The organism is Reticulibacter mediterranei (genome assembly GCF_016587455.1).
On record NZ_BNJK01000003.1, the window covers coordinates 63,544 to 83,565 of the forward strand.

Sequence of the window (20,022 nt, forward strand, 5' to 3'; positions counted from 1 at the left end):
CTCAGATGAGACAGGCTATTGGCGTGATCACCAGGCTGTCTCATGTGCAGGGGAGCAACGCTCTTTATGCTGCGATATCAGCAGGTCCGCCGAGGGGAGAACCTTGCTCGAATTGCCACAGAGGGACCGTGGAGAGCGACACAAGATGGGCGCCAACAGCGGTGGATCGCAGTTCCAGGCGGCGATGATAGGTCCAGTCCCCCGAGACCCAGGAACATTCCAGCGGCAACGTTGAACGAGACGCTTTCAGTCGGGCGGCAATATCCCCTTGTCCAACATAGAGAAGCGGATCACAGCCTGCAACGCGCAGGCGGTAGAGGCCCATCCCTACTCCAGACAGCGGCTCGCGGCGCAAAGGGGTCCAGGGGGTCCACTCCAGGCCACACCACACTTCGGTGTGGGGACTGCCATCAAGTGATCCGGTCGGCGCGACTTCTTTCGCTCGTTGTTCTGGTGAGGCGTCCCACAGCGCACACCACTCGTCACGGGTCCGTCCAAAATTTGCCAGGGGGGACGCGCCGTCCTCTTGCTGGCACAAGGCAATCGCCAGGCACTCCAGACCGAGCCGAAGCGGTTTCGGGACCGTGGGAAATGGGGCGACTGATACGTCAAAGCGCGATGGCGGCTTATATTGACGCCACTGCCAGAGAGCTGGGCCAGCGAAATGTGGCGTGTGCAATGGGGCCTGCTCGGCGTAAATGTGTTTGAGCGCTCCAAGACGCTCCTTGAGGTTAGACGACTGGCCGATATAGGCCATCTGGACACGCTCTCCTATCAGCAAAATGCGGTAGAGGCCAGGACAGGTGGGCACCTGTTTTCCCCGCCAACTGTTCTCAAGCGGAATCCACTGGTGCCAGGCTGTTTGCTCGCACAGGGACGTAACAGCCGTTCGCATAAGGCTCCTTTCGTAGTAGCATACTCAGGGCTGGCGTTTCCTCATGGTCGAAGAAGAGGCTCGCTTGCCGACGGATCGCCCGCCAGCGATAGTGGTGCGGTTCCCGCTCACGGAAGTGCTCAAGCCATCTGCGTACGAGCCAGCAATGGATCTTTCGGTGTCGGCCCAGTTCAGGCCCGGTCGGGGGGCGGCGATACTTATAGGTTTTATCGGCCCAAGAGGCATACCCCCACCGACCGAGCACAGGCCGCAGCGAGGGGTAAACGGAATCCGTGGAGAGCTTGATGCCGTACTGGTCACACAGCCAGAGCAACTCGCCCAAGGCCGGCGCGAAGAGACAACCCCAGATATGGATCTGCTTCACGCCTTCCCGCCCGACGAACGGGACAACTTCGTGGATGATCTCACGGAAGACTGGCATGGTCTGCCGTGGGAAGCGCCCCAAAAGTCGGGTAGCCAGCCGACGAGGTGGTTTTGCAACTCCTTTTTCGTCTGGCCCCCGCCGAACGGAGCGTGCGGCTTTCACCGCACTCCGCTCTCCAGTGATTACTTTCAAGGACGAGGTTTTCCATCGCCTCTGTGAATTCTTTCATGACATTCGGCGCAAACAACGAGTGTTTTTCGTCTTCTTTCTGCCATTCTTTTTACCCACAGGGGCTTCTCTCTCCGTCCTTTTACGTTCAGGTCTGCCATTTTTCTGATGTGATGGACCTCTATGTTCTTCTTTGATCCACAGAGTTCACATGTATCCGCAAGAAGTCGTTTAATGAGTTCGTTGCGATCATGGCCTCGCCTTTGATAGAAGGCTGGATCGAGGTCAGTAAGGATTGCTTTTTCTTGTCTTCTCAGCGGTATGCCTCCGAAACGCGCAATGAGAGGCTTTTTCCCGTTTTCTCGTTCAACCACTTTTTCCAGGCATATCATGACTCCGTAGGGAGTCTCAGTTGTAGCGCGGTACTTCTCGAACATAGCTTTTACACTTGATCGATGTTTCTTTGCCAACGTTCTGAGCAGTGAGGTTTGCATGACCCAAAGTAACTGGTGGAACCAGGATACGTTGTTTGCCAGGAGATAGTATTGAACGAGACCCCGGTATTCGGCTTGATACTGAGCGATGATGGTGAAGTCATCGTTTTGCACCAGTTCGTTCCGGTGTGCAGGTTTTCCTTTTTGCATGTATTTGGCGCATCGCTGTTTGACAACATCGGCAGGAACTCGCAATCCCATTTTGCCATTGATAGTCCGATGCCCCGATTTGGAGTTGTGCTTATCATCAGCGCGTTGGGTTACGATTTGGTGGCTAGGCAAGATGAATCACTCCTTCTTGCCCGCCTTCAGAACCGGACGTGAAAGTTATCCCTTCATCCGGCTCCTCAATTCTTGCGTCCTTGTCATGGATACCAATCTGGGCTTTTCTTGCATGCCGTTGATCGTGACAGTGCCGATGGATTGCCATGAGGTTACTCAATTCATCGCCTCCTCCCTCACTTTTTGGGGTAATATGGTCGATTTCCACACGGTCTCCATGTCGGAAAGTCAGTTCACACCAGCGACACTTTCCTTGCTGTTTTTGTAAGAGTCTGGCAAGTTTGCCATACAGCATCGGGTGTTGTTTGAGTCGCTGGCTCCAATACCAAAAGTTGCCATCGTATGGGCTGGCGTTCCCTTTGACCTTCACGTGTCTTCGGATGACAGTATCGCTGTGATTTCTCAAACGAGGCCCCTCTTGATCGCGGAATATCCACTTGTGTGTTTCATCCGTTTTCCAGTAGCGATCTTTAATCCAAAATCCGTTTTTGTAGGGATGCCGACGCCTTGCCCATGCACGTGTCATTTCATACACAGCATGATCGCAATGGCTAAAAACCATTTTCGAGACAACCGCGCGGTAGTAGTTGCTCCATCCCCGGATAACCGGGTTTAATTGCCGGATGAGCCTCTCTTGAGAGACACCTTGACACTTTTTACAGATGGCTCCTAACTTTCTGATCTGTCCCTGGATGGCTTCTTTACTTGGAGTGATGAGCGTTTTGAAACCAAGTGGTTGTCCATGCCCATTGGTTCCTGTTCGGTTTTTCCCGACAGGGGATTGGCGTATGGTGAAACCCAGGAAATCCATTCCGATGTTCCCTTGGTAGGGAGTCAGTGTATGACTTATGCGGGTTTTACTTGGTTTCAGTTCTAATCCGATTTCTCTCAGCCAGCTTTCTACCACCGTTTGTGCCTTCTTCACTCCTTCTTCAGTGGGATGAAAAATGGCAAAATCGTCCGCGTATCTCACAACTTGCGGTCGCTCTTTCACTTTGTAGGCTTGAAGGAGAGCCGTTTCCATCCCATGCAGTGCGATATTCATCAGTAATGGTGAAATCACGCCACCCTGGGGGGTTCCCTGTTCGGTTGAGGTGTATCTTCCTTCTGTGAGCACTCCGGCTTTGAGCCAGCCTTTGATTGCCTGTTTCATTGTCGGGTACGTGTCGAGCTTCTGGAGGAGGGCTGGATGAGAAATGTGGTCAAAACAACCGGCGATATCGGCGTCGAGGATGTATTTCGCCTTGTGCTTAATTGCATCAAAGATAGCCTGAATCGCGTCATGACAAGAGCGGCCTGGACGGAACCCATAGCTGTGTGCTTCAAAGCGTGCCTCCCATTGTGGTTCCATTGCCAGCTTGGCGAGGGCTTGTCTGCCCCGCTCGAATATGGTCGGAATCCCTAATGGGCGCTTCTCATCCTTTCCAGGCTTTGGGATGTAGATCCTGCGGACCGGTTTGGATGAGGTTTTCACCCACTGTTTCGGGTGTATCCGTTGTGCCATGACAAGCCGTTGTTTCGGTGAGACCGATTTGATCCCATCTACTCCGGCTGTCTTCTTGCCCCGGTTGTCTTGCGTTACTCGTCTGACAGCGATTAGTCTCGCCGCTTCGGATTTCATCAACAATTTTTGGAGTTTGTGAACTGCTCTGGTATTGCCACGCTGACTGGCTCGGAAAATGCGCTTTTGCAGGCGGAACGTGTGCTTCTCTAACTTTCGCCAGGGAAGGTGGTTCCAAGTCTCACTCGCAGGGTCGGCTGGTAGCTCTCTCTGTGGTGCTTTCCTATCTGCCATACTACTTGTTCCTTTTCCTTCGTAAGAATCGTGCTTACGTCAGCCTATCTCAAGCATTACCTTGAGCTTTCGCTTTTTAAGCAATCCTGTCATCGGGAGAGATGCGGCTTGGATGCCTGCTCGTAGTATCGACCCCTACGAGACTACTCCTGATGATTACCTCGTTCCTTTTGTTTGTTTTGCGCTGTGGTAGGTGTACACTATCCGCCCGATTACTTGCCGAGTGGCGATCAACCCGCTACGAAAAGTTGATCCTGTTCATCTTTCCCATTTTGGGCAAGCCTGGTATTCCGCGTAGGCTTGATTTCCTTCAGGACGGTTCTGACGTGTATTCGATTTACTCCTCTGGTTAGATGAGCTTCTCACCATGACAGCCTGCTAGTGGTGTCGGGGGAGCGGACTTCCTCCTTAACCCCGTTTCAGCCCGCTTTCCTGATTGAGGTCCAGTCGCTACAGGAGGGCCGATGCATTTTCCCTGCCACTGAGGGAGAGAGGAATTTCGCCTCTCATCAAACAAAAAGTTGTGTAGGAATCTTTCCTACCTGATCATCCTCTGGCTTGTGGGCCAGTTTCGATCAAACGAGTCGCACCATAGCCGAGGAATCGAGCCGCTTCTGTGGTTGCGTTCGTAATCAAAGTTTTCTCGATAGAAAGCTCTAGCTTTAGGTTTTCCTTCAGCCAGCCTCGTATCTTTCCCTTGATTTCCTCTGCCTCCGCCTTTGACCCGATGAACCCGAAGAGCGTATCGTCTGCATAGCGTACATATCTGAGTCGTCGGTAATTTGGATCGAAAGGATCTCTTGAGGGCATGCGCTGAACTTGTGTCCAGAGCTTTTGTGCCTCTTTTCGTTTTCCTTTCTTTTTCCAGTACACCGCCTTTGACCTCAATACTTCGTATTGCAGATTGTGACGTCTCTTGGTTCCTCGTGTATATTCTGGAATGAGCACTTGTTCGACATATTTATCAAACTTGTCCAGATAGATATTACTGAGTATTGGTGAGACCACCCCGCCCTGTGGGCTTCCGCTCAAGGTTCGGTGATACTTCCAATCTTCAAGGTATCCTGCCTGGAGAAGATTCGATATGAGTCTCAGGAATCGGTTATCTTTCAGCTTTTCACCTAAAATGCTTACTAACACCTCATGGTCGATGGCGTCGAAGTATTTTGAAATGTCGCCTTCGATAAACCACTTTGTCCCAACCCAGTGATCGGTGATGTTGATTAAGGCTGTGTGACAGCCTCGTTGTGGTCGAAAACCGTGAGAGCGGGGACTAAATTGCGGTTCGTAATATGCCTCAAGGATGAGCCGTATTACTTCCTGCAAAAGTTTGTCGCTCCAGGTTGGTAATCCTAGAGGTCGAAGTTTCCCGCTCTTTTTGGCAATGTAGGTTCGTCGCACGGGCGTCCATCGATAGCGTTCATGGCGAAGGTCGTCTATGAGTTTCTCGATTTTTGCCATCGACATCCCGTCCACAGTTTCCGATGTAGCACCTGGGGTCGTGGCTCCTTTATTGGCATAAAGTCGTCCATAAGCCATCAGGTACAGTCCCGGGTTGTAGAGTTGTCGATAAATGTCTTCCAGAGGCAACCCTTGTTTGCCACGTTCTTGAATGATACTGAGTACAGTTTCGGCTAAGCGCATCTCGCGCACCTCCCTGATTTTCACTATCGAATCACCTGTTCCCCTTCGCCGTGTAGTAGGCTTTCCCTACCGCTGACTACTATGGGAACTCCGTTATCGTAGGTCTCGCGACCCTTAGACAATCCTGTATTCCGTCGCTTTAGTACGTATTAGCGCAACGTAGGTGCTCCACTCATCCCCTTCAATGGATTCACTATCCATCATCTCGCCTCACGAAAGTTGGAGTATCTTTGCATTGGTCCACTCCATGTGGCGACACCGCTCTTAGACGCTGTAGCGGTGGGTGGCGGCATTCACCGATTGGGAATTAGAATTCGAGCAGTCTAGCTCTCACCATATTGCGCGGGTCTTGCGGTACGTTTCCATAAGCGTCTTCTGGTTCTTTCCGCTTTCAGTGGCATGCTGTTGTTCCCTTTGTCTTTCGACTCCAGGTGAGCCATTGACCCAAGAACGTCCTTTCGAGTTCCTCCTGGCTTCGCCAGGGATACTAAAGCGCGTGATACAGCGCACTGCAGAACCCACCGAGGCCGAGCATGTCCCCGTCCTGGAGGTAGGGGAGGACCCCTTGCACGCATGCAAGATACTGCGAGGCAGAGACTCCCTGTGCCGAAAAAATGCAGTGCAGGTTCTCGCGATGCGCACTCAGATATTTGGCAGCCTGGATCGTGGTGATACACGCCTCCCACGCATCTGCTTCCGACCATCGGCTCTTGTGCCGCCTTCCCAGACCATCCCACTTCTCATCTATCAACAAGTCGTAGCTTGCCCGGTGCGTGACACGGTCTGCATAGCCAAATCGCACCGCATGCTCGATTTGGCGCCGAAGCGCTGCAGCGAAGGGGAGGCGTTGACCAGGACCATCGCAGAAAGCCCCAGAATCTTGGATGATGGCATTAGTCCTTTGGGAGAGGCGCACATAGTTCGTGCTTTTCGTCGCCAGGGTTTTTCCATAGACTGGTGATACACAAGCAAAGGGGCCAACCTCCACGGGAAGGCTATTCCAATCATCCTCCGCGCTGCCACAATAGAGCCTGATGGCCTCTGTCTGAGGAGGAATGAGAATCATTGTGGCTCAGTAGGTAGAACATTCATTACAATCATGGAGAGAAATTCCTTATCTGCTCGCCATAGGCAAAACACCCCTGTTTTTCTTTTTTTCCAGCTGGATCAGATGGGCAGGTACTCGTCTCGTACGGCATGAAGCATGCCTATGAGGCATGCAAGCACGCGGCTGGCACAGGCTGCGATGCGGATGGAGCGAAGTGATACGCATTGGCCGCGCGATATGCCGCCAACAGGCGTGGCGAACGCAGCGTATGAGGGGCAGAGAGCGGCTCAGGGCACGCGCACTGCCAGCGAAGAGTAGGATTGGAGGTTGCGATCACCACCATACCGCAGCGCTGGCACTCACACCACCCGTAATCCTTTCCCCAACGTCCATACGCATTTAGCAGATGCGCACACGCTTGCTTGGAAAGCTGACCAGGGCGCACAAGTGGATAGCGGATACGCACCGGATCAGGAGTCTTGTCCAGCACAAAGTAGTGGTCGTCCCCATAATCGACATAAGCTCCACGACGACAGGCCACATCGGGGACACCAACATCGCCAAAGAAGGTGTACACGTTGACACGCACCTTTCGTGCAAGCAACCGCATCTTCTCACGCTGCTCTGGCTGTTCCCCCTTGATTTCCACAAAGCAGCGATGATCAGGCAACCAGAAATCTGGCAGATACCAGAGATCTGATCGCAAGCAAAACAGCTTCGGCTCGTAGCGGTAACGAATACCCAATAGATCAAAGAAATAGGCCCAGCGAGCCTCCAGCTGGCTTCTGAAGGTGTACGGACCATAGATGGTTGGCTTTGCAGCAAGAAGCAGCATAAACGACACTCCTTTTACGGTAATATCAAATCAAGCCCATTCGACAAAGGGCTGGAGCAAGCGGTACACTTGCTCTTGTGAACGTTGAACATGGAAGGCGAAAGGCCAGACACTCCACACGGCTCGACCAATTAAGAAAGCTCGCGCTTCCCCAGCGATGTTCCTGAGAGCAACTGATGATGAGAAAGTCGCGCTTCGAGCGCCTCAGTAAAAGGGCACAGCCGCTCAGGAACGATGTGGAGACAGAAGGAGATCTTCCATGTTTTACGCTGGGATCGATTGGGCCGATCAGAAACATGATGCGCTGGTCCTCGATGAGGTCGGTCATAAGTTGGGTTCGCTGCGAGTCACCCATACCCCAGAAGGACTTGCCAAATTGGATGCATGGCTGAGAGGACTCGTTGGTGAGCAGAACCAGGAGCAGGTGGCATGCATCATCGAGACGACTCATGGCTTGCTCATCGCCTTTTTGCTGGAGCATGGCTGGGCAGTCTATCCGGTGAACCCGCGCACCGTTGATCGGAAGCGAGCCGCATCTGGAGCCAAGACAGATGCTATCGATGCCTATCTGCTCGCCAAAACAGGACGGGCCGATTTTGCGGACCTGCATCGACTCACTCCCGATAGTGAGAAGATTGCTGAACTGAAAGCCTTGACCCGCGATCAGGGCAGCTTGATCCAGATGCAAACGCGGCTGGTGAACCAGCTCACAGCCTGTCTCAAAGACTACTATCCCGTCGCGTTGCACCTGTTTGCCAAACTTCAGCAAAAATCGACCTTGCTGTTCCTGCAAACCTATCCCACGCCTCAGAAGGCAATGGGAGCCTCGCGAGAACAAATCGCACGAACGCTTAAAGAGGCTGGACATACCAGAGCAGAAGCCACCGCCGCCAAGATATTTGAAACATTGCATCAACCGCATCTGTACGCAGCTTCGGTGACGACGCGTACCAAATCGCGCTTGTTGCTGGCCCTGGTTGCGCAACTGCTGCCTTTGATCGAGCAGATCGCAGCGTATGATGAGGAGATCGAACGCCTTTTTTGAGTCACGAAGACAATGAGGTCTTCAGCAGTTTGCCAGGAGCAGGCAAACGCCTGGCTCCTCGCTTGTTGGCCGAAATTGGCGATGACCCCCATCGCTACGCGAGTGCAGCGAGCCTGCAAGCGCTCGGAGGCACTTCTCCAGTCTTGTTTGCTAGCGGAAACTACTCTAAGCCTCACCGACGATTGGGGTGCATCAAACCCTTGCGCAATGCGCTGCATCAGTTCGCCTGGCAAAGCACGCAACAAGAGAGTTGGGCGAGAGCCTACTACGAGCGCAAACGCGCAGAGGGCAAAAGTCACAGTGTTGCTGTGCGTACCCTCTCCAATATTTGGGCACGCATCCTGTTTGCCATGCTCCAGTCGCACACCCCCTATGTGTCGGCGACCTTTGAAGAGGGCCGCCAGCTCCACGCGCTCAAAGCCGCCTGAGATCGGGCTGGAGACTTTCGGGGCAAAACTGCCTGTGTTTTTGCCTTCAATCGAGCTTGGTTGCTTCTGATCATGCCACGTTGCGGTGTCAAGCCACTTTGTTTTCCTTGACACCGCAACGTGGCATGATATACTCCCTTACGCTCATTTGAAGCCATTCGAGCCTCCATTCATCTTATTTGTTCTCCTCTCCGAGAAATTCGTTGTCTCAAGGGTTGACATAGAAAGTCTTTCTTTGCAGCAGGAAAAGGCCCAGACGACTATGTGTCTGGGCCTTCGCTCGGGTTGTGATGGTGAAACAGCTACGGGGGGCGGAGAAAGCAGCAAGCACGGCGCGTTCGGATGACCCTTATTCGCCAGTATCAGCCATCCAGCTGGCTTCTTCCCACCAATAAAACTCGTTCCAAAACGCTTCGTCCTTCTCTTTCGCCTCGATGAGAGGACGGTGCTCTTCAAGGCTGGCGACCAATACCTCTTCGGAGAGGGGCAGAACAAGCGGCAGGCAGATGCCATGAGGCACGAGCTTCCCCGCGTCATACACCGCCGGATTCAGATTGAAGGTGGCAACATCAGTGATGTCCCAATAGCCCCCTTCACTCAGCCTCACAAAGGCAGATGCCGTTGAAAGAGCCACCTTCTCCTGTTCCACAGCACTCCAAAATGTATCGAGTGCCGCTCGGTAGTAGTCCATCTTGCTCATTGCCCGGTCGCTCGTTCACCATGCCTGTGTGGAGGAAGACAGGCACGGCGCACTCCGCAGAACTTGCAGGACGAGAAGGCTGCGGGCTGGAGACCAAGCACGCGGGGAAACGAGCCGCTCGCAATGGCAGCCTTCAACCTCGCGAAGTGGTCGTGCAGTTGCGGCAGAACAATCTGCTCATAGCAGGAGATGTCCGACCATGCATGTCGAGGCGGTTCTTTCTCTTTGAGGTAACAGTGACCGACGCGCGTTGGTTGCCCCTCGCCAATCCAGCCGTTTTGCCGCAGAAGCAGGTAATATCCTGCAAGTTGATTATCATAGCCCAGTTCTTCCGATGACAGGTGAGACGCAGTCACCTTGTTATCGGAGATCCACGCCTCGCCACTGGGGTTCACCCCGAACTGATCGGGGACGCCTACTACATGAGCACCACCGATGACGCCATGCAGGAGTCGATAGTGTTCCTGCACGCCATCGTCACCATCAAAGCGGTGGATCACCTCACCGTCTGGCCAGCACACGGGAAGTCCCTCCACCAGGGTTGCATGAGGCAACACCACCTGGGACATGGGAGTACTCCTGGCAAAAGTGGTGGACCAGCGATAATAGGCCGTCAGCGGGTATTTTGCTGACCAGGTCCAATCGGACAGATACTCCCGCTGATAGGCGTCGATCCGCGCGCTCAGGACGCTGTATGCGGGATGTGCCTGCTCCCAGTCTTTTCGCGCCTTGCTGTTCGCTGCCCCGGACGTGCGGCACTCGACATCGAGGGAAAACCAGTCCTGGAGATCCTCGAAGATCGGACGGCATGCTTGTTGCCACACCTGGAGATGCCCTTTCAGCAGCGGGACATCGTGATACGCCCGCTGGATGATGCTCTGAATCATCTTGCCAAACCAAACGCTGGCCCCCATATCGAGGAGAGGCGTTCTCGGATCAGCGAGGTATTGCAGCTCATATGCTTTCGGGCAACGGTCGAACGTGCGGAGTTGGGAGATACTCAGGGGACGCTCTTTCAAAATGGCTGCTGTTGCATCATCGAGCAGATAGAGCAGATGTCATCACCTTCCTTTCGAGCAGTGAGTCGCCTGAATACAAAGCGCTTTCACACATGAAAAAAGCCGAGAGGGTTCCCGGCATTATGAGGGAATACCTGCTTAGAACACCCACTGAATCCGTTCGATCCGCTCCATACAGGAAGGATATTTCTGCCCTGTATTCACATATCCATCATGGAACCATTTGTCAGTGGTCCCCGCACGGTTGCCTCGCGACCACTCTTCTGTTGTACAGCCATCCATTTGCTGGATATAGCGTTCGTACGCTAAAAATGCTGCGGCATAGCCCCGCTGAAACAGTGGTCTTTGGTCGATAGCTTGCTTGCGAAACAATCCACACAGGGGATTGATATTGTCGCTCTCCTCTTCCAAGCGTTCAAACCCTGCGAGAAAGCGGCGCACGTCGAAGTCATACCAAAGCTGCTGCATGGGTTCAAAAACGCCCTCATTCCACATCCCCAGATAGTAGCGCTGAGGATGCATGAGCCGAGGATCGGGATAAGGGTAACAAGGGTTGGGCGCTGTCAGATCGTCTTCCTCGTAGATCACCTGGATATCCCCATGAGCCAGAGCCGTTTTCCAAGTAACCTCGCGCCTCGGTCGCTCTCTTTTTCTCGCATCGGGATTCCACAGGGTTCTTTCCTCGCCTGGCATTTTTCATCCTTTCTCTGCCGGCTTATCAGTTCATGCTCTTTTCCATCCCCGACTGGTCTGCTTGTACCAGCAGCCATTTCTCCACTCCACAGGGAGTTTGCGCCCGCGCTGCGTGGGTTCAGGGATATCTGTGATGTCAGTGAACTGCGGCTTTGTTTGCCCATTGTTCACTAGGCGATAGCGCAGGCCCTCTTCATCGCGATACAGGCCACTCCCCAGGTACACCATAGGTCGCCCTATGCGCTTGCGAGCCTCATCAAGGCTTGCAAAGCGCTGGGCGAAGTCGGCGAAGCGCACCTGAAGCGGCCACCAGTTCGCAATCTGTTTGGGTTCGGTCAACCTTGCGGATGAAGATTTAATGTAGAGCCATCCGTCTCGCTCCTCAAGCGTCTCACTCACATCCTGTCCTCTCCATACAAAGGTAGGGCTATGAAGTAGCCCTACGAAGGCACAAGCAATTAGCGTTGTTCTCCCAGCACAAACAGAGAGAATTGGTATGGTCTGACACGGTGCCTCTTCCACAACTCCTCAAGTTGTCTTGCCCAGGCCTGCCTTTTCTGCTCGCCTGTCTTTTCTTTGAGAATGGCGGCGATCCCCCGAGACCAGTCGGTGAGCGGAAGTACATCTGCGACCCAACCGCGAATTCGTGTATGGGTCGTCTCATCGAGAACCGTCAGGTACACTTGAGCCATAACGTGGTTACTGGTGAGATGCACCAAGCTGACCTCGTAGAAATCCTGCTTCAGCGCCTCAATGACGTAGCCGAGATGGCCGTCTTTGACGGTATAGCCTGGCCGCGTCTTCCAGATCTTTGCCGTTCCCATACGAATCGGCTGCTCAAGATACCTGAGTTTCCTGGGCCTCTTCCCAACGAGCTTCTTCCTTGGCTCACCGGTTCCCTCTGGCACTGCATCAAACAGCGAGAAGCGCTGGTAGCCTATCTCAGCTTTCAGGGGAACCGCGATGGGCTGGATCACTGGAGGCGAGAAGGCAAGCTGGGCCAGGACACTGACATGTCCCTCCCAAACAGGACGATGCGGAAACGGGCGTGTGGGGTGACGAATGAAAACCGTGCCACCAGGAATCGTAATGACCATGCGCGGCGGCTGTGCTTCGCCCGAATCCCTGAGTGTGGAGTGACCACGCTCCGCAAGATAGGCTACCGCTTCCTCATACGAACTTCCTGTTTCCAGCATTCGTTGCGCCTCGGCCAGTTCTGCAGGCTGGAAGTAATGGTGAACAGCCCATTCCACCACCTCTTCATCGCTGCATGTTGGCATCAGTGTACTCATACTCGTCTCGCCTTTAAGCATAGCTATCGAACTTTCACACTGACGGTTAACCCGTACACAGTGAGGCGCTCCTGGTAATGCTCTGCGGTTTCTTTCGGACAAGCAATTACCATCTCCTGACCAATAGAGAATGCGTGCACTGCGATGCGCCGGGCCTCCTCGTGCGAGAGCACACCAACCACAGTGGTCAAGGCGTTGACCACATCATCGAGTTGGTCCTGATGGACCTCGTCCCGGTGCAGAATGACACTGTGTGGATAGAACGGACCAACGCACGTTTGTGGGTGTGCTTCGCGCTGAACAACGAGAAAACATCTGATCATACAAGTATCTCCTTTCATGCATATAGTGAGAGGCATGCAGATACAGCAAACAGCGAATACTGCCGCCAGTTTTCTGCGTCCATTCTGCCAGGAGAGAGGAATAGGGTGTGATACGGCCAGTTCCTCTCTCCGGAGCCGTGCCCACACGCGCGGAGAGCAGGCTGCTCATCATGATCAGGATGTGTTGATGCCTGAACTGGCACCGAAAGATGAAAGGGGCATTGCCGTTACGAATAGGCTCCTTCAGCACAGAATGCAACGGCTAACAAACAAGCGGAAATCAGTGACAGAGGCGGAGTCTCAACAGAAAAAGAGAACATCAGCGACACTCCCACCGAACAGCATCGAAGCTGTTGCCGTAAAGCACTGCGTGAATGGCAGGGAGCTTCTGCCCAAATGGGAATGCAGATGAACGCAATGCAATAAGGAGGTTAAGCGTTGAATACTGTTCGCCTGACTCATAAGTATCGCACTCGATGAAGATACAGTAAGTATCAGAGCTTGCTGCTTCCCTCATTGCTTCGCCCTCAATACACGCTTGCAATGTATCAAGAAAACGTGTTCCTTCTGTATCGTGTTGAAGGTATCCAGAGGCTCGCAAACGAGCGAGAATGGCCGCCGTGATAGCATGAACAGCCTGCTGAAATCCAAAGGATAACGTGCCTTCTGGCCAATCAACATACATATCTTGCCTCCTTTCGTGATCGAACGCAGTGTATGTATTATCATGAGTACTGAAGATCCTCCGTCACTTTTAGGCACCTTTTTCACCAGAATCATGTCTCCATCATTCATGGCTATCTTTTTGTGTTGGGATCATAAGAGACCCTTATAGCTTCGTTGGGATGATACTTACCAGTAAAATTGCCGCTTCTTTGATAGCAGGCTGCCCTCTGAGCAGAGAGAAACGTGGAGATGGCCCCTTGCCCAACACGTTCCCCGATTTTGACCCATATGTGGTCTTCCTGTAATTCATCGACATCCCAAAACAAGCCTGGCTCTCCTCGCTTCATTGAGCTGACATTGACCCAGAGATCCCCGACACGTTCTGTCGTCCACACCTCCCAGATCTTCTTGAAGTCTCTCTGTTCGTCCTTTGACACTGGAGTCCTCCCTTCACAAAAATGCGCGTTGGCGAGAGCGGCTGCACGCAGGAATACAATACGGCACAACAGAGAGGGCAACGCACTTGGTTGCTCCTACCGAAACGAACCTGATTCTCCTAGAAGAAGAGGTGGTTCTACAGCGGGCAGCAATTCGGGGCATTACCGCCTCAAACACTTCCAGCGTCCTTCTCTACGACACAAGAGCCCCTCCTTGATTATAAGAGAGACTCGGCGCATTTCAGCGATAGCTTCATCCCATGTAACCATCTGAAAGCGCTCAAGAAATGCATCCACAACGTCCACCCCTTTTTACAATGAGGCATTCTTTACAGCCAGGGACACCACTGGATAGAGACGCCACGTTTTGCCTCAGAAAACGCTCGATTGAAATGATTGAGGCAGACTCTGTATCTTTCCCCTTCTTGAAGGGTGAGCCAGTAGCTTGCATAATGCCCACAACGGGATGGCCCATACTCACACGGCCCCATATCCTCTTCCGAGAAACGGGTCAATGCTGGAAAAGAGGGCAGCAGGTTCTCTTGGAAGGATCTGCCGCAATGAGAACAGGTCCCCTGTCGCGTCAATCCATTCGCGATGATAAGCATGCGTACCAGACCTCGACAGCCAGGGCAGACTGAGGTCAGTTCTTGAAACATCATGGTGGTTCCTTGCGATTTTCTATCCGTGAGAGAGGTACGACACCTCTTCTGGCCATTGCGGTGGATAAAACGCTTCTCCAGTGTGGCGCTCTTGCCAGATGGCTGCGGCCATGCCCAGATAGCGAATGGCCTTCTGGTTCCTGATGTCATTCTGGAGCCACCTCTCTCGCCAGCATTGCATCAAATCACGAAAAAACTCGTGTTGTGAATCTCGTCCATAGAGAATATATTCCCGCACAAAACTTTTAAAGGCTCTTCCAGCGGGAGCCTGTGGGCGTCCTCCCAACAACAGAAACTTGCTATCCATTCCCGCCAAGTGCTGGATTCCTATCTCAAGTAATGCGTCCTTTTTTCCGTTCTCTAACAGATGAAGCGCATCGGCTGGATCAAAAGTGAGCAGTTCATTGCTAATCTGCTCACCCATGCGCTGGCACAATTGTTGATAGGGTGAACCAGCCTCCGGACAGAACAGCGCATTCCAGGTGGCAACAAAGCTGGCAGCAGCGTAACCATTGATGTGTGTAATCGATTCCGCTCTGACCCGTAGGTGATGCTTGGGAGGACTGAGTGTCGGCAACATCAGCGCAATGTCTTCGCCTGATAGCTTGGGGAAAAGGAACTCCTGCCGCACCCAGTGGCAGAAGAGCACATTGTAGACACATTCCAACGGCGGATAGCCCTGCGACAACTGAAAGGAGAGCGCATAATACCCCTTGAGAAGCGTTGCAAATGCAGCGTGTTCAAGAGTTCGCATCTTTTTCCTCCTTCATGAACCTCATAGCAAACACCAGACCTGTCGTGTGATGTTGCACGACAGGTCTGGTGTTTGGCACATACGTCATCAGACGCATTCTTCAAAAAGCGAGAAGCGAACATACTTCGTGTCCGCTTCTTCTTTCTTCCCCTTTTTGGTGGTTGGAGGCTTCTCAGGCGCGGAGGCAGCGGTGATTACAGGTTGTTCAGTTGTATATTTCTGTTGCAAGTGAGACAGCAACGCACGCTCTTTTGCCTCGATCTCCTGGGCACAACGTTGCTGATAGCGTTCAATGAGGCCGCTTCCCCGAATCCAGGCGCTCAATGCTCGCTCAACATCACTCCACGTATAGGCAGGATCACCTCTCCCTCCCCCAAACGCCCCTCCTTTCGCGGCATACTGCAACCACTGGAGCTGCTGATGGATGTCGGCAAACCACTCCGCATAAAAGCCATGGAGATCAAAATGCGCAATATGCCCATACAAATTCGTATGCAGCGGCTCATAGAGACCCTTGCGCCACCCGTTTTTGGGAAAGCCGCGCCGTATCCACGAGGCCATCGCATTCGCCCATTTTGCTTTCTCCTCATGACTGTCGAAGGCAGTCGAGGTAAACTGATTGGCACAAAATGGCGGTCCACTCACGACCGGCTCCTTTCCACAAAGAAGCGCTCAACCTCTGCGATTTGCGTGACCCGGGTAGCTGGCGGGAGCGCATTTAACACCTCTCTCCCATAGCCCTTTTTCACGAGCCGCGTATCGAGGAGCGCCATCACGCCATAATCGTGTGGGGTGCGCAAGAGGCGGCCTACCCCCTGCTTCAGCTGGAGAATCACCTGGGGCAACACGTAGCCGCCAAACCAGTTCTCATTCCTGGCCTTCATCAAATTGATGCGTGCCTCGTGGATAGGCTCATCCGTAGGAGTAAAGGGCAACTTGTCGATCACCACCAGGGAGAGCGCGTCTCCAGCGATATCGACCCCTTCCCAGAAGCTTTTCAAGCCGAATAAGACCGACCCTGGTTCGGTGCGGAAGCGACGGATCAATTCTGCCCGACTCATCTCATCTCGTTGACTGAGCACTGGGAAAGGTAACGTGGGAGCGATGCGCGCGTAGACCTCATCGAGCATCCGGCCACTAGAGAAGAGCAGAAAGGCTCGCCCACGAGAAGCCGTTACCAACTTCTCCATCTCGGTCGCGATTGCCTGCGTGTACTGCTCCACGTGTGGACCAGTTCCGTAGACGGGTTCAGGGAGGTTGCGTGGAATATACAGCAAGGCATGCGTTTTGTAATCGAACGTCAATGGCAATATACGCTCGATGACGGTCGGATAGTCGGCCTGGCTCAACCCCACCTGTTTGCGGAAGTACGCAAAGTTGCCGCCCGCATGTGCTGTGCCCACGGTGGCGAGTGTCGCGGAGGCCATCACCACCGTGGGCCAGCGGTCAAACACCTTTTCTTTGAGAAAGGGCGCAACATCAAGCGGAGCTGCACACACCTGAAACTTCGGCACACGCTGCTCTCCGGTCAGCAGACGTTCCACGTAGTGAACGTATTTTCCTTCCGTCTGAACTGCAAAGACCAGTTCAAGCGCACTCGTCAGATTCTGGACACGCTTGAGGAGCTTATCGTAAAGGGCAGACTCTTTCTCTGTCTGGTTTGCTGGCCGCGCCATGCGCAATGCGTCCACCAGATCAACAAGCCGGTTGGCAAGCGTCAATGCCTCTGGCATCGGCTCTCGGAACGGGACTTTCGACGCCGTGCCAAATGGCATCTGCTCCACACGTAACCATACATCTGCCGCCAATTGTCCTATCTCATTGTAAAGCGTCTCTGGCGTCCGCTCCTTGACGGCATGCAACTGGAGCAAGGATGCGAGTTGCGTTGGGCGAACGGAAGCAGTAAATGCGTTTGTTGCTTCATTCACTATATGGTGCGCTTCATCTATAACGAGTAGATCACATTGCGGGAGGATTGCCCCCTCGGTTGCTGCATCGAGCATGAGGAGTGTATGGTTCACGATAACAACCTGAGCGGATTGGGCGGTATCACGCATCTTGCGCACATAGCATTGGTCAAAAAAGTCACACTTACTCCACGCACACGCATCGCGGTCACCATTAATGCGCTGACGCAGCTCAGTTGGGATCACAAAATCGAGAGACTCAAAATCACCGGAGAACGAGCGGTGTCCGTCATTCACCAGATCAACGAGCCGCCCAAAGTCGGGATACCAATCAAACACCCGCAGGTCTTTGCCTGTCTCATACAGGCGATCCCGACACACATAATTGCCAACGCCTTTCACAAGCGTCGCTCCAAATGGCATCAGATGTGCTTGCAGGAACGGCACATCTTTCAAGAAGATTTGGTCTTGTAATGCTTTGTTCCCAGTGCTGATAATTGCTGTTTTCCCAGAGCGGAGGATGGGGACGAGATAACCCATCGTTTTTCCCGTCCCGGTGCCTGCTTCCTCAATGAGATGGACCCCTTCAGCAATCGCACGCCCCACTTGGAGCGCCATCTCCACTTGCGCAGGGCGCAGTTCACGCCCGCCCTTGAGAAGATCGGCCACAAGCGATGACACGCTTGTGGCCGGTGCTTGCTCATAGATGCTCATAGGCTATTCCTTCCCAAAAAAGAGCCAGGGGCAGCATGCACATGTTGCCCCTGGTCCAAGGCGACATGAATGTCGCCGGAAGATTAGTAATCGAAGCCGAGAACCTCCCTCAGTTCCTCATGGGAGAGACACTCGTGCAATATCCAACCGTCGAAGTAGAAGTAGTACTGCTTCCGCGTCCAACGCCGACTGGCGAACAGTGTTTGCTGGCTGATGGCATCTCCAGGGATCAGCAGCAGACAGTCGCTATGTGTCCAGACCCACCCGAATGGTTGACACACGCCTTGCCGCATCCGACCAGCCAAGAATGCCTGCGTTGCGGCGCGATGATGAAGCGAGGAATGAGGCTGCTTGGCGCGAATGGTCGCTTCGAGCAGCGCGAAGATGTCTTGTGGGTACGCTTCTTGCCTGCTCTGCTCTCCTGCGGAAGTACGCTCCTGCGCTATGATCCGGCTCCGCAAGAGTTGGGAGATTCCTTCTTCGCGATCAGCGTGTTGCAGCCTCCGCGCTTCCTTCCCCTGTTGCTTCATGGCAAGAAGGTTTCTGGTCGCCTCTGCCCACACGGCCGACGGATTCGGCACTGAGCAGAGGGTCGTCTGTGCATAGAGCAGGGTATGTTGGAGCTTGATGATGGTTTCGCGTGCCTGTACTTCGTACTCGACCACCGCGAGCGGCGTCTCTCCTCCCTTGTAGCAGGCATACACGGTATAGCCGAAGGGCTGATGGGGGACGATCTGAAAGCGCCCCTTTCCCAGACGATAGACCAGGACATCATACCGCGTATCGCGCGCATGAGCTTCCACCCACCATACTGAACCGGGTAAGGGGGTCTGACGTGCCTCAACGGTGAGGAAATTACTTTCGATCCGCTGTGCACGCCAATATGCCCGCGCCTGCACGATCGCCGTGTTACATGCATTCATGACCTGCTCATGGCAGTAGCAACGCCATTCCCTATCTCATGACGCAGCATGGCAAGCCATGTCCTATCGTTCGGATAAAGCACCTGCAACCAACGTCCCACACTGATCAAGAGATCCACCAACGCTCGTTTTCCCTCTTGCGTATACCCATCATCGACCCACCCCTGTTCCAACAGTTTCCGCCGACGGATCTCCTCCCAGACGAGCGAGAGGAGCGCCCCATCCTGCTGCAAGGCATGATCTAACTGCCAAAGATCTTCTAAAAGGAGGCGCACGCCAAAGCTGGAGGACTCGATAGTCGTGAGCGCGCTGGCCGAAAACGGACAGCGCCTACTGAGCTGGGAGAGCGTCAGCGGGAATCTTTCGCGTACGACTCGAAGATATGCCCCTATCTCAGCAGGAAGAATGAGGCCTCCTTGCCTGGAAATCTCTGCTATGCGAGCTATCAGCGCCTCCTGGCGCAACGGAGGCGAGATGGACATTTGCAACCGGGGAAGCGGCTGCAACATCTTTTCGATATCGGTGAGAACAAACCGGAGTTGATCCGCTTCCCCTCCCCGTTCCACAATCAGGTGTACCGCCGACACCAGCAGTTCGCGAGTTCGCTGATCACCAGCCATGATCTGCATCATCCAGGCACGCACATCTGAGAGCGTGAGCGCATCGGCACACGCTTCTGTTGACAGTACAGCTCCTCCAAGGGCGCTTCCTACACATTCTGCAAAAAAATGGGCGAGGGGAACATCCAGGCCGAGACAGATCTGGACAGCCATCCTGACCGAGACATGATTCTCTCCTCGCTCAAGCCGACTGACTGTTGCCGTATCAATGCCCAGTTGGGCCGCAAAGGGTTGCTGAGGCAGTATGCCACGAGTACGGCGCAGCCAATCGCCAAAAGGTATGGTCTGTTGCATATGAGAACTCCTGTGCACAA

The 20,022-nt window shown here is 53.6% G+C and carries 20 protein-coding genes and 2 pseudogenes; 1 reads left to right on the forward strand and 21 read right to left on the reverse strand.

All coding sequences use genetic code 11. The annotated features are described in order from the left end of the window. Nucleotides 1–64 precede the first annotated feature (64 nt). The 7 genes and pseudogenes from K3T83_RS53080 to K3T83_RS53110 form a co-directional block, all read right to left on the reverse strand. Nucleotides 65–895, reverse strand: a complete 831-nt coding sequence (locus tag K3T83_RS53080) for a hypothetical protein (RefSeq protein ID WP_220211238.1) — start codon at nucleotides 893–895, stop codon at nucleotides 65–67. Beyond that, nucleotides 834–1,451 carry a hypothetical protein gene (locus K3T83_RS53085; protein ID WP_220211239.1) on the reverse strand — a complete coding sequence of 206 codons (618 nt, stop codon included), beginning with the start codon at nucleotides 1,449–1,451 and terminating at the stop codon, nucleotides 834–836. The genes K3T83_RS53080 and K3T83_RS53085 overlap by 62 nt, the downstream gene beginning before the upstream one ends. Continuing rightward, nucleotides 1,448–2,122, reverse strand: a complete 675-nt coding sequence (locus K3T83_RS53090; RefSeq protein WP_268963621.1) for a group II intron reverse transcriptase/maturase — start codon at nucleotides 2,120–2,122, stop codon at nucleotides 1,448–1,450. The genes K3T83_RS53085 and K3T83_RS53090 overlap by 4 nt, the downstream gene beginning before the upstream one ends. Before the next feature lie 73 nt (nucleotides 2,123–2,195). Beyond that, nucleotides 2,196–3,998, reverse strand: coding sequence for a group II intron reverse transcriptase/maturase (ltrA, locus tag K3T83_RS53095; protein WP_220211241.1), 1,803 nt, complete (start codon nucleotides 3,996–3,998; stop codon nucleotides 2,196–2,198). Nucleotides 3,999–4,589: 591 nt separating this feature from the next. Then, nucleotides 4,590–5,642, reverse strand: a pseudogene (locus K3T83_RS53100) (reverse transcriptase/maturase family protein); the annotation flags it as partial. Between the two features lie 487 nt (nucleotides 5,643–6,129). After that, nucleotides 6,130–6,708, reverse strand: a complete 579-nt coding sequence (locus K3T83_RS53105; RefSeq protein ID WP_220211242.1) for a hypothetical protein — start codon at nucleotides 6,706–6,708, stop codon at nucleotides 6,130–6,132. A gap of 142 nt (nucleotides 6,709–6,850) precedes the next feature. Continuing rightward, complete coding sequence (locus tag K3T83_RS53110; RefSeq protein ID WP_220211243.1) at nucleotides 6,851–7,525, reverse strand: PDDEXK family nuclease; 675 nt, start codon at nucleotides 7,523–7,525, stop codon at nucleotides 6,851–6,853. Between the two features lie 259 nt (nucleotides 7,526–7,784). Between K3T83_RS53110 and K3T83_RS58755 the strand changes: the two are divergent. After that, a pseudogene (locus K3T83_RS58755) lies at nucleotides 7,785–8,998 on the forward strand (IS110 family RNA-guided transposase). A gap of 349 nt (nucleotides 8,999–9,347) precedes the next feature. On the opposite strand, the gene K3T83_RS53120 reads toward K3T83_RS58755, so the two are convergent. The 14 genes from K3T83_RS53120 to K3T83_RS53185 all read right to left on the reverse strand — a co-directional run bounded on the left by K3T83_RS53120 (nucleotide 9,348) and on the right by K3T83_RS53185 (nucleotide 20,002). Continuing rightward, nucleotides 9,348–9,698 (reverse strand): hypothetical protein, encoded by a 351-nt coding sequence (locus K3T83_RS53120; protein ID WP_220211244.1) that lies wholly within the window; start codon nucleotides 9,696–9,698, stop codon nucleotides 9,348–9,350. Beyond that, on the reverse strand, nucleotides 9,695–10,717 hold the full coding sequence (locus K3T83_RS53125; RefSeq protein WP_220211245.1) for a PD-(D/E)XK nuclease family protein: 1,023 nt from the start codon (nucleotides 10,715–10,717) through the stop codon (nucleotides 9,695–9,697). Before K3T83_RS53125 ends, K3T83_RS53120 begins: the two co-directional genes overlap by 4 nt. 138 nt (nucleotides 10,718–10,855) lie before the next feature. Next, nucleotides 10,856–11,410 carry a hypothetical protein gene (locus tag K3T83_RS53130; RefSeq protein ID WP_220211246.1) on the reverse strand — a complete coding sequence of 185 codons (555 nt, stop codon included), beginning with the start codon at nucleotides 11,408–11,410 and terminating at the stop codon, nucleotides 10,856–10,858. Between the two features lie 30 nt (nucleotides 11,411–11,440). Beyond that, complete coding sequence (locus tag K3T83_RS53135; protein WP_220211247.1) at nucleotides 11,441–11,809, reverse strand: hypothetical protein; 369 nt, start codon at nucleotides 11,807–11,809, stop codon at nucleotides 11,441–11,443. 59 nt (nucleotides 11,810–11,868) lie between these two features. Continuing rightward, nucleotides 11,869–12,702 carry a hypothetical protein gene (locus K3T83_RS53140; RefSeq protein ID WP_220211248.1) on the reverse strand — a complete coding sequence of 278 codons (834 nt, stop codon included), beginning with the start codon at nucleotides 12,700–12,702 and terminating at the stop codon, nucleotides 11,869–11,871. A 23-nt stretch (nucleotides 12,703–12,725) separates the two neighbouring features. Continuing rightward, nucleotides 12,726–13,025, reverse strand: a complete 300-nt coding sequence (locus K3T83_RS53145; RefSeq protein WP_220211249.1) for an ATP-dependent Clp protease adaptor ClpS — start codon at nucleotides 13,023–13,025, stop codon at nucleotides 12,726–12,728. A 319-nt stretch (nucleotides 13,026–13,344) separates the two neighbouring features. Next, complete coding sequence (locus K3T83_RS53150) at nucleotides 13,345–13,710, reverse strand: hypothetical protein (protein ID WP_220211250.1); 366 nt, start codon at nucleotides 13,708–13,710, stop codon at nucleotides 13,345–13,347. Between the two features lie 112 nt (nucleotides 13,711–13,822). Next, nucleotides 13,823–14,128, reverse strand: a complete 306-nt coding sequence (locus tag K3T83_RS53155) for a hypothetical protein (RefSeq protein WP_220211251.1) — start codon at nucleotides 14,126–14,128, stop codon at nucleotides 13,823–13,825. Between the two features lie 329 nt (nucleotides 14,129–14,457). Continuing rightward, complete coding sequence (locus K3T83_RS53160) at nucleotides 14,458–14,790, reverse strand: hypothetical protein (protein ID WP_220211252.1); 333 nt, start codon at nucleotides 14,788–14,790, stop codon at nucleotides 14,458–14,460. A 19-nt stretch (nucleotides 14,791–14,809) separates the two neighbouring features. Further along, the gene (locus K3T83_RS53165) at nucleotides 14,810–15,544 is read right to left on the reverse strand and encodes a hypothetical protein (RefSeq protein WP_220211253.1); all 735 of its coding nucleotides are present in this window, start codon (nucleotides 15,542–15,544) and stop codon (nucleotides 14,810–14,812) included. Between the two features lie 87 nt (nucleotides 15,545–15,631). Next, nucleotides 15,632–16,189, reverse strand: a complete 558-nt coding sequence (locus tag K3T83_RS53170) for a hypothetical protein (RefSeq protein WP_220211254.1) — start codon at nucleotides 16,187–16,189, stop codon at nucleotides 15,632–15,634. Beyond that, on the reverse strand, nucleotides 16,186–18,165 hold the full coding sequence (locus K3T83_RS53175) for an ATP-dependent DNA helicase (protein ID WP_220211255.1): 1,980 nt from the start codon (nucleotides 18,163–18,165) through the stop codon (nucleotides 16,186–16,188). Before K3T83_RS53175 ends, K3T83_RS53170 begins: the two co-directional genes overlap by 4 nt. A gap of 83 nt (nucleotides 18,166–18,248) precedes the next feature. After that, nucleotides 18,249–19,088, reverse strand: coding sequence for a hypothetical protein (locus K3T83_RS53180; protein WP_220211256.1), 840 nt, complete (start codon nucleotides 19,086–19,088; stop codon nucleotides 18,249–18,251). Continuing rightward, nucleotides 19,085–20,002, reverse strand: a complete 918-nt coding sequence (locus K3T83_RS53185; RefSeq protein WP_220211257.1) for a helix-turn-helix domain-containing protein — start codon at nucleotides 20,000–20,002, stop codon at nucleotides 19,085–19,087. Before K3T83_RS53185 ends, K3T83_RS53180 begins: the two co-directional genes overlap by 4 nt. Nucleotides 20,003–20,022: the final 20 nt, after the last annotated feature.